Annotated in this window: 10 protein-coding genes; 3 read left to right on the top strand and 7 right to left on the bottom strand. The window is 74.3% G+C overall.

Features of this window, described 5'->3' with window-relative positions; all coding sequences use genetic code 11:
* The coding region (locus AXW62_RS12480) for a phosphocholine-specific phospholipase C (protein ID WP_060944573.1) at positions 1-1777 on the bottom strand (1777 nt) is incomplete at its 3' end.
* A gap of 407 nt (positions 1778-2184) precedes the next feature.
* Here AXW62_RS12480 and AXW62_RS12475 point away from each other — a divergent pair.
* Positions 2185-2991, top strand: a complete 807-nt coding sequence (locus AXW62_RS12475; protein WP_060944568.1) for a SigB/SigF/SigG family RNA polymerase sigma factor — start codon at positions 2185-2187, stop codon at positions 2989-2991.
* 285 nt (positions 2992-3276) lie between these two features.
* On the opposite strand, the gene AXW62_RS12470 is transcribed toward AXW62_RS12475, so the two are convergent.
* Positions 3277-3666, bottom strand: a complete 390-nt coding sequence (locus AXW62_RS12470) for a TraR/DksA family transcriptional regulator (protein WP_030825178.1) — start codon at positions 3664-3666, stop codon at positions 3277-3279.
* Positions 3667-3751: 85 nt separating this feature from the next.
* Here AXW62_RS12470 and AXW62_RS12465 point away from each other — a divergent pair, with 85 nt between their 5' ends.
* Complete coding sequence (locus tag AXW62_RS12465; protein ID WP_060944567.1) at positions 3752-4864, top strand: CapA family protein; 1113 nt, start codon at positions 3752-3754, stop codon at positions 4862-4864.
* Between the two features lie 8 nt (positions 4865-4872).
* Here AXW62_RS12465 and AXW62_RS12460 read toward each other — a convergent pair whose 3' ends face one another.
* The 5 genes from AXW62_RS12460 to AXW62_RS12440 are packed head-to-tail and all read right to left on the bottom strand — an operon-like array spanning position 4873 to position 10090.
* Positions 4873-5901 carry a lysylphosphatidylglycerol synthase transmembrane domain-containing protein gene (locus AXW62_RS12460; protein ID WP_079115582.1) on the bottom strand — a complete coding sequence of 343 codons (1029 nt, stop codon included), beginning with the start codon at positions 5899-5901 and terminating at the stop codon, positions 4873-4875.
* Between the two features lie 18 nt (positions 5902-5919).
* Positions 5920-7137: a glycosyltransferase 87 family protein gene (locus AXW62_RS12455; protein ID WP_060944572.1), complete on the bottom strand. Its 1218-nt coding sequence runs from the start codon at positions 7135-7137 to the stop codon at positions 5920-5922.
* Positions 7134-8633, bottom strand: a complete 1500-nt coding sequence (gene mptB / locus AXW62_RS12450) for a polyprenol phosphomannose-dependent alpha 1,6 mannosyltransferase MptB (RefSeq protein ID WP_107406272.1) — start codon at positions 8631-8633, stop codon at positions 7134-7136. Before mptB ends, AXW62_RS12455 begins: the two co-directional genes overlap by 4 nt.
* A gap of 21 nt (positions 8634-8654) precedes the next feature.
* On the bottom strand, positions 8655-9896 hold the full coding sequence (locus tag AXW62_RS12445) for an NAD(P)/FAD-dependent oxidoreductase (protein ID WP_063767162.1): 1242 nt from the start codon (positions 9894-9896) through the stop codon (positions 8655-8657).
* A complete protein-coding gene (locus tag AXW62_RS12440; protein WP_060944566.1) occupies positions 9893-10090 on the bottom strand; it encodes a ferredoxin in 198 nt (65 codons plus the stop codon). The genes AXW62_RS12445 and AXW62_RS12440 overlap by 4 nt, the downstream gene beginning before the upstream one ends.
* Before the next feature lie 351 nt (positions 10091-10441).
* On the opposite strand from AXW62_RS12440, the gene AXW62_RS12435 reads away from it, so the two are divergent.
* On the top strand, positions 10442-12367 hold the full coding sequence (locus AXW62_RS12435; protein ID WP_252368577.1) for an FUSC family protein: 1926 nt from the start codon (positions 10442-10444) through the stop codon (positions 12365-12367).
* The last annotated feature ends 616 nt before the right edge of the window (positions 12368-12983 follow it).

Below are 12983 nucleotides of genomic sequence, written 5' to 3'. Positions count from 1 at the left end.
CGCTCACCTCCGGGCCCTTGCCGGTGGCGTGGCCGGTGAAGCGGCGCAGGAAACCGGCCGGACCGTGCACCTCGAGGTCATAGGCGCCCCGGTCCGCCGAGGAGCGCTGCCAGTCGCCGGACAGCCGCTTGCCCGCCTCGACGGTGTAGCCCCACGGCCCGCCCGGGTGGCTCATGGAGGTCACGTGGAAGTGCGCCCCGGCCTCCCGGCCGTGGTTGACGAAGTCGATCCGCAGCCCGCCGTCGGCGGTGGTGGTGGCATCGGCCGACAGGTCGTACGGCAGCGGCCTGGCCCGGCGCAGTCCGGGTTCCTGCCGGGGCAGGGAGGGGTGCGCCGGGAGGTCCGGCACGTAGTCGGGGTGCCGGTCGTTGTCCTTGGGGCGGTAGCCGCTGGTGTCCGGCAGGGCCGGGACCTTCACATCGGTCCGGGAGAAGTCGAAGGCCGCGGTCAGGTCGTCGCACACCGCCCGCCGCCACGGCGAGATGTTCGGCTCCTCGACGCCGAAGCGCCGCTCGATGAGCCGGATGACCGAGGTGTGGTCCAGCGTCTGCGAGCACACCCAGCCGCCCTTGCTCCACGGCGACACCACCAGCATCGGCACCCGCTGCCCCAGCCCGTACGGGCCCGGGGGCTGTGCGGAGGAACCGGCGAACAGCTCCCCGGTGGTGTCCACGGTCGAAGCGCCGCGCCGGGCCGCGGGCGCGTACGGCGGCACCACGTGGTCGAAGAAGCCGTCGTTCTCGTCGTAGGTGATGAGCAGCGCGGTCCTGCTCCACACCTCGGGGTTGGAGGTGAGCGCGTCCAGCACCTGCGCGATGTACCAGGCGCCGTAGTTGGCGGGCCAGTTGGGGTGCTCGGTGAACGCTTCGGGCGCCGCGATCCAGGAGACCTGCGGCAGCCTCCCGGCCCGCACATCGGCCCGCAGGATGTCGAAGAACCCGTCGCCCTTCCTGGCGTCGGTACCGGTGCGGGCCTTGTCGTACAGCGGGTCGCCGGGCTTGGCGTCGCGGTACTGGTGGAAGTACAGCAGCGAGTTGTCGCCGTAGTTGCCGCGGTAGGCGTCCTCGATCCAGCCCCAGCCGCCGGCGGCGTCGAGGCCGTTGCCGATGTCCTGGTAGATCTTCCAGGAGACCCCGGCCCGCTCCAGGCGCTCGGGGTAGGTGGTCCAGCCGTAACCGGCCTCGGCGTTGTCCAGGACCGGGCCGCCGCCCTTGCCGTCGTTGCCCGTGTAACCGGACCACAGGTAGTAGCGGTTGGGGTCCGTGGAGCCGATGAACGAGCAGTGGTAGGCGTCGCAGATGGTGAAGGCGTCGGCCAGCGCGTAGTGGAACGGGATGTCCTCGCGGGTCAGGTACGCCATGGTGGTGGGCGACTTGACGGGCACCCACTTGTCGTAGGCGCCGTCGTGGAACGCGGCGTGGCCGTCGCTCCAGCCGTGCGGCAGGTCCTGGAGGAACTGCAGCCCGAGGTCGTTCACTTCGGGCCGGAACGGCAGGACCTCCTTGGAGCCGTCGGACTGGTGCCACACCGGTTTCCCGCCGGGCAGCCGCACCGGGCGCGGATCGCCGAAGCCCCGCACTCCGCGCAGGGTGCCGAAGTAGTGGTCGAAGGAGCGGTTCTCCTGCATCAGCACCACGATGTGCTCGATGTCCCGCAGACTGCCGGTCCGGCGGTTGGCCGGGATCTCCGCGGCGCGTGCGATGCTGGCGGAGAGCAGGGACATGGCCGTGCCGGTGCCGGCCAGTTGCATGAATCTTCTGCGGTCTATGGAGGTCATGTAGTCCGGTCTCCTGGGCGTCCGAAAGGGAGCGGGGGGAACCGGTGCAGTCTCTTCCGCCAGGCCGGTACGGACAACGGCCCCTGGGCGAAACAGCGGGAAAACCTCCGTAAATTGTGATCGCGGGTTTGCTCGCCGGTCTGCCCACGCGCCCGTTCGCGCGCTCGTGCGGCCCACCGCTCGCCCCGGACCGGTGACAAAAGTCTCACCCGGAGGAAAACCGGGGTCGGGGACGCACAATTCCCGTTTCGCCGGGCCGAGGACGGGCACGCGCCCTGTGTGCTTCGGACCGGAGGCACGCCACGGGAGCAGCCCGGCTGCGGAAGGCGTGTCATGACTTTTGTCTGAGTTGTCCGGATTGTTCGCCTGTGGTGACACCGACGACAACTCTAGGGAGACACCGGCTCATGACGTCCGCACGAGCACATCCCCGAGCACACCCCGGCCATTCGCACGACGACGCCCCCGACACCTCGGCCGAGTTCCGCAGGATCGCCACCCTGCCCGACGGGCCGGAGAAGGACGGTCTGCGGCAGGAGGTCGTCCGGGCCTGGATGCCGATGGCCGAACGGATCGCCGCGCAGTTCCGCAACCGCGGCGAAGCCCCCGAAGACCTGCGGCAGGTGGCCATGGTGGGCCTGGTCAAGGCCGTCAGGCGCTATGAGCCGGACCGGGGTTCGGCCTTCGAGAGCTACGCCGTGCCGACCGTGACCGGCGAGGTCAAGCGGCACTTCCGCGACCACATGTGGGGCCTGCACGTGCCGCGCCGGGTCCAGGAGCTGCGCAACCGGGTCCGCGCCGCCGTCCAGGATCTGACCCGCTCCGCCGACGGCCGCTCGCTCAGCGTCAAGGAACTCGCCGCGCACACCGGTCTGAGCGAGGAGGACGTCCTCGTCGGCATGGAGGCGCTGGACAGCTTCCGGACGCTGTCGCTGGACGCGGAGCTGCGCGGGGCGGACGACGGCTACGCCCTGGTGGACACCCTCGGCTCCACCGAGCCCTCCTACGAGCGGGTCGTGCAGCGCGAATCCCTCAAGCCGTGTCTGCGCCGGCTCCCCGCACGCGAACGGGAGATCCTCTACCTGCGGTTCTTCTGCGACGAGACCCAGAGCCGGATCGCCGACCGGCTCGGCATCTCCCAGATGCACGTCTCCCGCCTGATCAGCCGCACCTGTGCCCGCCTGGGCGCGGAGGTCGGCGCCCGTGCCGCCTAGGGGCTGCCGTCACAGCCTGGCGTCACAGGGGACGCCCTGCTCCCGGCGCCTGGCACCGCGCCTCGCCGCGTTGCCGCATCGCCCGAGGACGTCCCGTACTAGGACGCCCCGTACGAGGACGACGCTCCGCCTTACGATGCCGCTTCAGCCACCGAGGGGAGGTGCCCCCGCAGCAGAGGCCGCTCGCCGCCGGGCAGCCCGGTTGATCTCAGACCACAGACCCCAGTACCCGCGCCCCGCCGCCCGTGGCCGCGCGTGCGACGGCCGCCTGCGCGCGGCGGCCCCTCATCCGTCCGGTCCTGCCGCCTCCCGCGCCTCCGCGCACAGGACGCACAGCTCCGCGTGGGGCAGGGCCATCGCCCGCTCCCGGCCCTGAGGCCGGCCGCAGCGCGTGCAGATCCCGAAGGACCCGCCGCGCAGCCGGTCCAGTGCCGCGACGGTCCGCTCCAGCAGCGCCTCGTCGCTCTCCGCGCGTGTGCGCAGCTCGTTCAGCGTCATGGCCTTCGCGCCGGTGTCCGCGGCGTCGAGATCGCAGTCCGCGCGCAGCGCCGACTCCGCCTCCCGGGCCCGGGCGAGCTCCGACCGCAGCCGGTCCGCCTCCGCCGAGAGCCGGGCCGCGGCCTCCTCCAGGTCCCCGGGCCGCAGCGGGCTCTCGCTCGTCCTCGTGCCGTTCATCCGCCGCACCTCCTGCCGTGTCCACACCCCCGGGTCCCCACCGGAGCCACGGATCACTCATGGAGGGGTGTGCGATCGTTGAGATATGCCCTCCCCGGCGGTGACGCTGTTCCTCTGCGGCGATGTGATGCTCGCCCGCGGGGTCGACCAGATCCTGCCGCACCCCGGCGACCCGGAGCTCCAGGAGCCCTTCATCCGCGACGCCCGGGCCTATGTCGAGCTGGCCGAGGAGGCGAACGGCCCGATCCCGCGCCCGGTGCCCTTCTCCTGGCCGTGGGGGGACGCCCTGGCGGTACTGGACGAGGAGGCGCCCGATGTGCGGGTGCTCAACCTGGAGACGAGCATCACCCGCAGCGGTGAGTTCGCCCCGGGGAAGGACGTCCACTACCGGATGAGCCCGGACAACCTCCCCTGCCTGACCGCGGTCCGCCCCGATGTCTGCGTGCTGGCCAACAACCATGTGCTCGACGGCGGCCGGCGCGGGCTGGACGAGACGCTCGACACCCTGGCCGCCGCCGGGCTCCGGGTGGCCGGAGCGGGCCGTGACGTGACCGCCGCGCGCCGCCCGGCCGTCGTCCCGGCCGGTGACCACCGCCGCGTCCTGGTGTTCTCCTTCGGCGCCGCCTCCAGCGGCATCCCGGACCGGTGGGCCGCGACGGACGACCGGTCCGGGGTCGACTTCCTGCCCGATCTGACGGACGCCCGCGCGGCCGCGATCACCGACCGGGTACGGCGGCTGAAACGGCCCGGCGACCTCGCCGTCGCCTCGGTCCACTGGGGCGGCAACTGGGGATACGACGTCCCACCGGACCAGATCCGCTTCGCCCACGCCCTGATCGACGGCGGGATCGACCTCGTCCACGGCCACTCCTCCCACCACCCCCGCCCCCTCGAGGTGTACCGCGGCAAGCTCGTCCTCTACGGCTGCGGCGACATGGTCGACGACTACGAGGGCATCGGCGGCTACCAGCGGTACCGCGACGATCTGCGGCTGCTCTACTTCCCCGAGGTGGAGGCGGACACCGGCCGGCTGCTGGGCCTGCGCATGGTGCCGCTGCGGGCGCGGCGGATGCGGCTGGAGCACACCGGCCACCCGGACGCCGCATGGCTGGCCGAAACCCTCGACCGGGCCGGGTCCGGGCTCGGCTCGCACATCGGCCTGCGGCCCGACGACATCCTCACCCTGCGCCGTCCCTGACCCCGTGGTCAGACGATCTTCGAGCGCACCAGGCCGCCCAGCACCAGCGCCCCGGGGATCAGCGGCAGCCACACCGTGATGAAGCGGTACGCCAGCACCGCGGAGGTGGCCGAGTCGACCGGCGCCCCCGCCGCGGCCAGCGCGATGATCAGTGCCGCGTCGACCGAGCCGATACCGCCGGGGGAGGGGACGACGGCGGCCGCCGCCGTCGCGGCCAGATACGCGAGCACCACATGCGCCGGCCGCACCGGCAGTTCCAGCGCCAGGGCGACCGCCACCAGCCCCGCCGCCTGCAGCAGCGGGAACGCCAGCGAACCGCCCCACAGCGCCAGCGCCCGCGACGGCCGGGTGTGCAGCGAACGGGCGTCGGCCAGCGCGGTGCGCACGAACGTCACCAGGATCCGGCGCACCGGACGGAGCAGCGCCACCCCGGCCACCAGTGCCCCGGCCCCCGCCACCACGCCGGCCACCACCATCCCGCTCACCGACTCCGGGACCAGCGGACCCAGCCGCAGCGCCTCGGGAAAGGCGAGGAAGAGCACCAGCAGCAGCCCCATCCGGGTGACGGCCTCCGCCAGGACGTACAGGGCGAGCGCGGCCGAGGAGCGGGCGGGCGGCAGCCCGCAGCCCGTCATGAAGCGGATGTTGACCGCGCCGGCGCCGATCCCCGACGGCAGCAGATGGTTGGCCGCCCCCGCGGCGAACTGGGTGGCGAACAGCCGCCCGGCCGGAAGCCGCTCCAGCACCGTGCCCTGCCGGGCGAAGGACACCGCGACCCAGCCGAGCCCGGTCGTCGCCACCGCCGCCAGCAGCCAGTACGGATCGGCGGTGAGCGTCTGACGGGCGCCGGAGCCGATCAGCGACCGGTGCCGGACCACCCAGACACCGACGACGAGCAGCGGCAGCAGACACAGGATCCGGCGCAGCGGGAGCCGCCGGCGCGGGGGCCCGGGCCCGGCCCGCTCCACGGGCTGCTCCACCCGCTCCACGGGCTGGTCCAGCGGTTGCCCGGTGGGGCACGGCATCGCGTTCGGCATCGGTCCGGACACTCCTGTTCATGGGGTACGTGCCGGATACGGCTGTGGGTTCAGCATCTCCGCGGAACGCGCACCGCGCAGCGGGAGCGCGATCAGCAACCCGAGGCAGACCCACACGTACGCGTTGCTGCCGAGGAAGCCGCTCACCCCCGTGGCGTCGAACCGCCACAGCCACACCACACTGCTGCACAACAGCGCGTACACCGCCGCGCCGACCGGGAGCAGCAGCCTGCGCCGGGCCGGCGGGACGTCCGGCCGCAGCCCGCTGTCGAGCAGCACCGCCAGGGCCGGAATCAGCCACACCAGATGGTGCACCCAGGTGATCGGGCTGATCAGACAGGCGGCGACACCGGTCAGCGCGAAACCGGCCCGCTCGTCCCCGGCGGCCACCGCCCGGCGCACCCGGTACGCCCATACGGCCAGCAGGGCGAGCACGCCGAGCCCCCACAGCAGGCCGCTCGGCGGCACCGGATCGACCAGCCGGGCCAGCACCCCTTCCCACGACTGGTTGGAGACGTAGCTGAGCACCCCGATCCGGTCGGTGTCCCACAGCGCCTCGGTCCAGTAGGTCTTCGACGCCCCCGGCGCCACCACCAGGGCGAGCAGGGTGGCGGCCGCGGCGGTGCCGGTGGCCGTCGCGGCGGGACGCCACCGGCGGGTGACCAGCAGATAGCCGATGAAGATCGCCGGGGTGAGCTTGACGGCGGCGGCCAGCCCGATGCCGCAGCCGGCGAACCGGCCGTGCCCGGTGGACAGCAGCCGGGCGTCGCAGCACACCAGCACCAGCAGCACCAGGTTGACCTGCCCGAAGCTGAAGGTGTCCCGCACCGGCTCCAGCAGGGCGAACAGACAGGCCGCCACCACGAAGGCGAACCACCTGTCCCAGCCGCGCCGCCGGACGACCGGGCCGATCAGCCAGGTCAGCAGGGCCGCCGAGGCGGCCGCGTTGAGCACCACGCTGAGGGCGATCGCGGCCGGCCAGTCGAACAGGGCCAGCGGCAGCATGCACAGCGCGGCGAAGGGCGGATAGGTGAAACCGTAGTCCGCCCCGTCCGAGCCGGGGATGGTGAAGTCGTAGAGGCGGCCGCCGCGCAGCCAGTGCTCCACGGCCCCGTAGTAGACGTTCAGGTCGAACCAGTCCCGGTGCAGCGGCACGAAGGCGAGGAAGAGCGTCACGGCCGCGGTGAGGGCCAGCGCGACCGCCAGCCGTCCGCGGGCTGTGGTGGGCCCCGTCATGCCGAACGCCCCGATCGGTGGCCGCCGGGCACGGCGGGGAGCGCGCCGCCGGCGGCCGGCCCCGGGGTGTGCCGTGCCCACCACAGCGCGCACATCGCCAGCGCGCCCCCGCACACGGCGAACGCCAGCTGCCGCGGGTCCGGGGCGAACCCGTTGGGCGGCACGGCCAGCGCGAGCACCCCGCTCCCGGCCGCCACCGCCTTGCGCACCGTGCCCCCGGGCCCGGCCGCCGCGATCACGAACAGCCCCCACAGCAGGTACCAGGGCCGGATCGCCGGGCCCAGCACGGCCACCGCCATCAGACTCAGCCCCAGCGCGTACACGGGCCGGGGGCGGGGCGGGCGCAGCCAGGCGACCGCTATGGCCACGGCGGTGGCCAGCAGCCCCAGCGCACGCCAGACGGGCGCGGCCAGCGGAGCCAGACCGCTGCCGGCGGACGCCAGCAGGGCGCCGGTGGCGCGGCCGAGGGTGCTGGTCAGCGCCCAGTTGTCCGGTGAGGCCGGGGTGCTGAGCGCGGCGATCCAGCCGTAGCCGGTGCCGGTGACGGCCGTCGCCACACCGGTGGTGGCCAGGGCGAGCGCGGCGGTGGCCGCGACGGCTCCGGCCCGGCGGGCGCGGCCCTCCACCCGGCGCGCCCACAGCGTGGCAACCGCCAGCAGCCCCAGCGCGGCCGGAGCCTTGACCAGGGCGGCGAGCGTGACCAGCACCGAGCCGCAGGCCGGCCACCGACCCGTGGCGGCCACCAGCCCGGCGCCGAGGAGCCCGAGCATCACGGCATCATTGTGCGCCCCGCCCACCAGATGCAGCAGCACGAGCGGGTTGAGCGCCCCCAGCCACAGGGCGGCGCCCGGATCGGTGCCGCAGCGGCGGGCCAGCACGGGCAGCGCCAGCACCATCAGCGCCACCCCGAGCAGCGCGATCAGCCGCAGCCCCAGCACCCCGAGGGACGGTTCGGCGCGCGAGGCGTGGGCGACGGCGGATTCGAAGGCCAGCGAGACCGGGCCGTACGGCGTCGGGGTGTGCTGCCACACCGGCGCCACCTCGGCCGCCAGCGGCCCGCCGAGGCGTATCGGCCCGTGGGTGTAGACGTCGATACGGGCGTGCACCATGGCGCCCTGGGCGAGATAGCTGTACACGTCCCGGCTGAACAGCGGCGGTCCGGGCAGCAGGGGAGCCGCCCAGAGAGCGAGCGTGAGCAGCAGGGAGCGGGGGGCGGGCGGCCGGGGCCCGCGCACCCCGCGCCCCAGCAGCCACCACGCCGCGACCAGCAGCACCAGCCCGAAGTAGGTGCTGACCAGCCCGAGTGCCGCTCTCCCGGAGTCAGGGGTGAGGACGTCCCCGACGGGCAGCGCCCCGGCCGTGGCCCCGCCCGCCGCCAGGGCCACCGACCCGGCGCACCCCAGGAGCCGGCAGTGCCGGGGAGCGAGGGACGCACCGTGGAGGAGAACGACGGGAAGGCGACGGACCAGCACCCCGCCAGGCTCGCCGGTGCGCATGGCCGGGAATTGACCGCGCGGTCACCGGATACTGGCCGAGAGGTGTCGGCCGGTCCATACCGCCGGCGGAGTGGGCGCGACCGATGCCCACGGCGCCCGGTCGACCACCAGCTGCCGCAGTCTGCGCAGCTCGCACGGGCTGTTCCAGCCGAGCACCCCGACCACCCGCCCCGCGTGGCCGTAGGCGACGACGAAGTGGCCGCCTTCCAGCTCACCGTGGAGCACGGCCAGTTCGGCGTCGGCGGGGAAGATGCCGTACGCCTGGATATGGGCGTCGTACTGGTCGGTCCAGAAGTACGGCACGGGGGCGAACGGCCGGTTCTCGCCGAGCACGTTGCGGGCCACGGCCTGGGCCTGCTCCGTCGCGTTCAGCCGGTGTTCCAGCCGCATCCGGCAGCCGAAGTGGTCGTTGTGCCAGGAGGCGACGTCCCCGGCCGCGTAGACACCGGGCGCCGCCCGGCAGGTGGGGTCGCATTCGACACCGTTGCCCAGCTCCAGGCCGGATCCGGCCAGCCAGCCGATCGCCGGGACGGAGCCGATGGCGACCACCACGACATCGGCGCCGAGCAGGGTGCCGTCGGTCAGCTCCAGACCGGTCACCCGGCCGCCGGACTCGAAGAACCGCCGTACCCCCGTGCCACAGCGCATGGACACGCCGTTCTTCTTGTGCAGCCGCCCGACGAGGGCGGCTATCCGGTCCCCGAACTGCCGCCGCATCGGCACCGGCCGGGGGTCGATCATGGTGACGTCCAGCTTCATCCTGCGGGCCGCCGCCGCGGCCTCCGAGCCCAGGAAGCCCGCGCCGACCACCGCCACCCTCACATCCGGCCGGTGGCGCAGATCGGCGCGCAGGGCGAGGGCGTCGTCCAGCGTGCGCAGCAGGTGCACCCCGGCCAGGTGGTGGGCGCCGGGCAGGCTGTTGGGGGTGACACCGGTGGCGATGACCAGGGTGTCGTAGCCGACGCTGTCGCCGCCGTCCAGCGTCACCCGGCGGGTGGCGGTGTCCAGGCCGGTGGCGGACCTGCCGAACAGCAGCCGCGCGTCGAGGTCGGACAGCTCCTCGTCGGTGCGCAGCTTGATCCGGTCCGGCTCCCAGGTGCCCGCCAGGATCTGCTTGGACAACGGCGGCCGGTTGTAGGGCGTGTGCGGCTCGTCGCCGATGAGGGTGAGCCGTCCGTCGTACCCCAGGGTGCGCAGCGTGACGGCCGTGGTGAGCCCCGCGACCGAGGCGCCCACGACCACGACGTTCCGCGGTGTGCTCACGAGCCGGCCGGCGTGATGGCCAGGGCGGGGCAGACGGCGGCCGCCTGGCGGACGTCGTCGTGCAGCTCCGTCGGCGGGCGCTCGTCCAGGAGGACGGCGACACCGTCCTCGTCCCGCTGGTCGAACACGTCCTGGGCGGCGAGTACGCACTGCCCCGAGGCGACGCATTTGTCCTGATGCACGGTCACCTGCATGAGTGTTCTCCGACGATGGGGGATCAACGGGAAGGCGGTTACCAGACGAATGTTCGGTAACGAGCGGAACGGAGGCTAGTTCTCCTGCGTATCCAGCACAACACGCTCCGCAAGAAGCTGGCCATGCCGTGGGACATATGAGCCTGGCAAGTGCGCCGCACGGAAGGCGGTCGGTCGGCCCGAAGGGATTGTTGAAACCGCCAGGTCACACCCGGGCTCCCGGGGCGCGGACCGCACCGGCGGGGGACCGGGCACGACCGCCTCACATGGCGGAAATACGCAGGTTACGAAAGTTCCGCATTGCTCCCGTACGGTCGGAGAGACCCCCGATTTCCACCTCACGGAGGATCCTTGCGCACGCTCTCCGCACCGCCCGACTGGCTGACGCACCCCCTGCGCGGGATGCGGGCGCTGCGGGGCCCGGTGCCCTGGGCCGCGGTGGTCCGCGGAGCCCTGGGCGTGGGTCCGGTGGTGGCCGCCGGCGTCGCGTCGGGACACCCACCGTTCGGAGTGGTCGCCGGGCTGGGCGCGATGTTCGCCCACATCAACGACCGTCCCGGCACCCGCGCCACCCGGCCGGTGCGCATCGGCCTGCCCGCCCTCGCCGGGGCCGCCGGACTGCTGGCCGGCGCCTGGCTGGGCACCCTGGGCCTCGGGGCGTGGATCGCGCTCGCGCTCGCCGCCGTCGGACTGGTCTCCGGCGCGGTCAGCGCCATCGGCCCGGTCAGCTCCTCCGCCGGGGTGCAGCTGATGGTGGCCGCCGTGGTCGGCGCGGGCATGCCCCTGCCGATGCCCCCGCCGGTCCGGGCGGGCCTGCTGCTCGTCGGCGCCGCATGGGTGATCGCCATGGCCGCGCCGCTGCCCCGCGCCCTCCCCGCGGGCCGGGCCGTGCCCTCCGGTGAACGAGCCGCGGTGGCCGCCGTGTACGACGCGCTGGCCGACCTGATGGCGGCGGTCGGCACCGACGGCGGCCAGGCCGCCCGGCGCCGGCTGACCGCCGCCTACGACGCCGCGTACGAAGCCCTCTACGCCCACCGGCTGCCCCGCCACCGCCCGGACGAGGAGGAGCGACGGCTGCGCGACCGGCTGGCGGTGGCCGGAGCGCTCAGCGAGGCCGTCCTGACCCTGCTGTGGGAGGGCGAACCGGTGCCCGGCCGGATCGCCCGCACCCCCGCCCAGCTGGCCCGCTCGGTGCGGACCGGACTGCCACCGGGCCGACTGCCCGCCCCGGTGCCCGACACCGCGGGCAACATCGGCGTGCACCGGGCCGTGCTGCTCGCCGCCCGGGTCTTCGACGGCGAACCGGCGCCCGCCGTCGGCGCCGTCGGCCCCGGCCACCGGCAGCGGCTGCGCCGCGCGCTCGGCCCGGCGGGCCGGGAGTACGCCGCCCGGGTGGCCCTGTGCGTCGGCGTCAGCACCGTGCTGGCCCGGCAACTGCCCGGCGCGCACTGGTACTGGCTCCCCGCCACGGCCGCCTTCCTGGTCAAGCCCGACATGGGCCCACTGGTCTCCCGTGCCCTCTCCCGCGCCCTCGGCACCGCCGTGGGCGTGGCCGTCTTCGGCGCGCTCGCCACACTGCTCGCCGACGGGGGCGCCCCCGGCCTCTGGCCGGTCGCCGTCGCGGCGGTCTGCGCCGCGCTGATCCCCGTCTCGGTACGCCACTTCGCACTCCAGACCGCCGTGCTCACACCACTGCTGCTCTCCCTGGTCTACCTCGGCGGCGACACCGACCCCGGCTTCACCCGGCTCACCGACACGCTGCTGGCCTGCGGCGTGGTGCTGGCCGCCGGGGCGCTGCCCGGACTCGGCGGACCGCGCGCCCAGGTGTCGGTGCGGCTGTCGCTCGCCGTCCGCGCCACCCGCGACCACCTCGACCAGGTGCTGACCGCCGGGTCGGCGCACGCCACCCGGCTGCGGCTGCGCCGCGAGGCGTACCGCGCCCTCGCCGACGCCCGCCGCGCGGTGGAGGTGGCAAGCGCCGAACACCCGCCCTTCGGACGGGACCTGGCGGCATGGGCGCCGGTGGTCTTCGCGCTCGAGGAGATCGTGGACGCGGCCACGGCCTGCGGCGTACGGCTCGACCAGGGCGCCCCGCACCCCGATCCCGCCCTCGCGGCCCGGCTGCGCGCCGCGCTGTCCGACCTGGCCGAGGCCGTCGCCACCGGCCGCCCCCCGACGGACCTCGTGCTGCCCGCCGGGGCGGCGGTGGGGGACTGCGCGACCCTGGCGGATGTCACCGCCGGCCTGCGCAGGATCCGCGAGCTGGCACCCGGCTGAGGCCACTCCCGCCCCGCGCGGACCCGGTACCGGGTCCGTGGGTCGGTGCTGGGTGCGTGGGTTGGCACGGGTGCCGTGGGTTGGCACGGGGTGCGTGGGTTGGCGTGGGGTGTGTGGCCCGGTGCCGGGTGCGTGTCTGGTTTGGTTCGGTCCGGTGTTGGTTGTCGTTGCTGGTGGGTGCTGTGTGGGGTCCGGCCGGTTCGGTACGGGGCTGGCCTGTCCCACGGATTCGTGGCCCGGCACGCCGGTTCCGTACGGGGGCTCTGGCTCGTCCCACGGGTGGGTGGCCCGGTGCCGGGTGCGTGGGTTGGCATGGGGGTGTGTGGCCCGGTGTGGGGTGCGTGTCTGGTTCGGTCCGGTCCGGCGTTGGTTGTCGCTGCTGGTGGGCGCTGTGTGGGGTCCCGCCGGTTCCGTACGGGGCCGTCCCGGGTGGCACGGAAGGCTGCCCACGTGGCGCCGGAGCCGGTGTCGCCGCCGTGGCCGCCGCTCTGGCCGGTGTCGCCCTCGGGGCTGTCCCCGGGCGTTCGCCGTGTGGGCGGGCCGTTCTTTACGGCGGCGTCAGCGTCGCCGCCACCGCGCCCGGTGCCCCGCGCCCGGCGCCCCGCGCCCGGTGCCC

Source organism: Streptomyces hygroscopicus subsp. hygroscopicus, from assembly GCF_001553455.1.
Classification (GTDB): domain Bacteria; phylum Actinomycetota; class Actinomycetes; order Streptomycetales; family Streptomycetaceae; genus Streptomyces; species Streptomyces hygroscopicus.
The sequence above is the reverse complement of the archived record's forward strand: the minus strand, read 5'-3'. Positions and strand labels throughout refer to the sequence as shown.

Bases quoted from the DNA above. Each gene is read 5' to 3' on its own strand.
- AXW62_RS12460 (WP_079115582.1), bottom strand. From the start codon at position 5,901: ATGCCGAACGCGATGCCGTGCCCCACCGGGCAACCGCTGGACCAGCCC.
- AXW62_RS12455 (WP_060944572.1), bottom strand. From the start codon at position 7,137: ATGACGGGGCCCACCACAGCCCGCGGACGGCTGGCGGTCGCGCTGGCC.
- AXW62_RS12475 (WP_060944568.1), top strand. From the start codon at position 2,185: ATGACGTCCGCACGAGCACATCCCCGAGCACACCCCGGCCATTCGCAC.
- AXW62_RS12470 (WP_030825178.1), bottom strand. From the start codon at position 3,666: ATGAACGGCACGAGGACGAGCGAGAGCCCGCTGCGGCCCGGGGACCTG.
- mptB (WP_107406272.1), bottom strand. From the start codon at position 8,633: ATGCGCACCGGCGAGCCTGGCGGGGTGCTGGTCCGTCGCCTTCCCGTC.
- AXW62_RS12465 (WP_060944567.1), top strand. From the start codon at position 3,752: ATGCCCTCCCCGGCGGTGACGCTGTTCCTCTGCGGCGATGTGATGCTC.
- AXW62_RS12440 (WP_060944566.1), bottom strand. From the start codon at position 10,090: ATGCAGGTGACCGTGCATCAGGACAAATGCGTCGCCTCGGGGCAGTGC.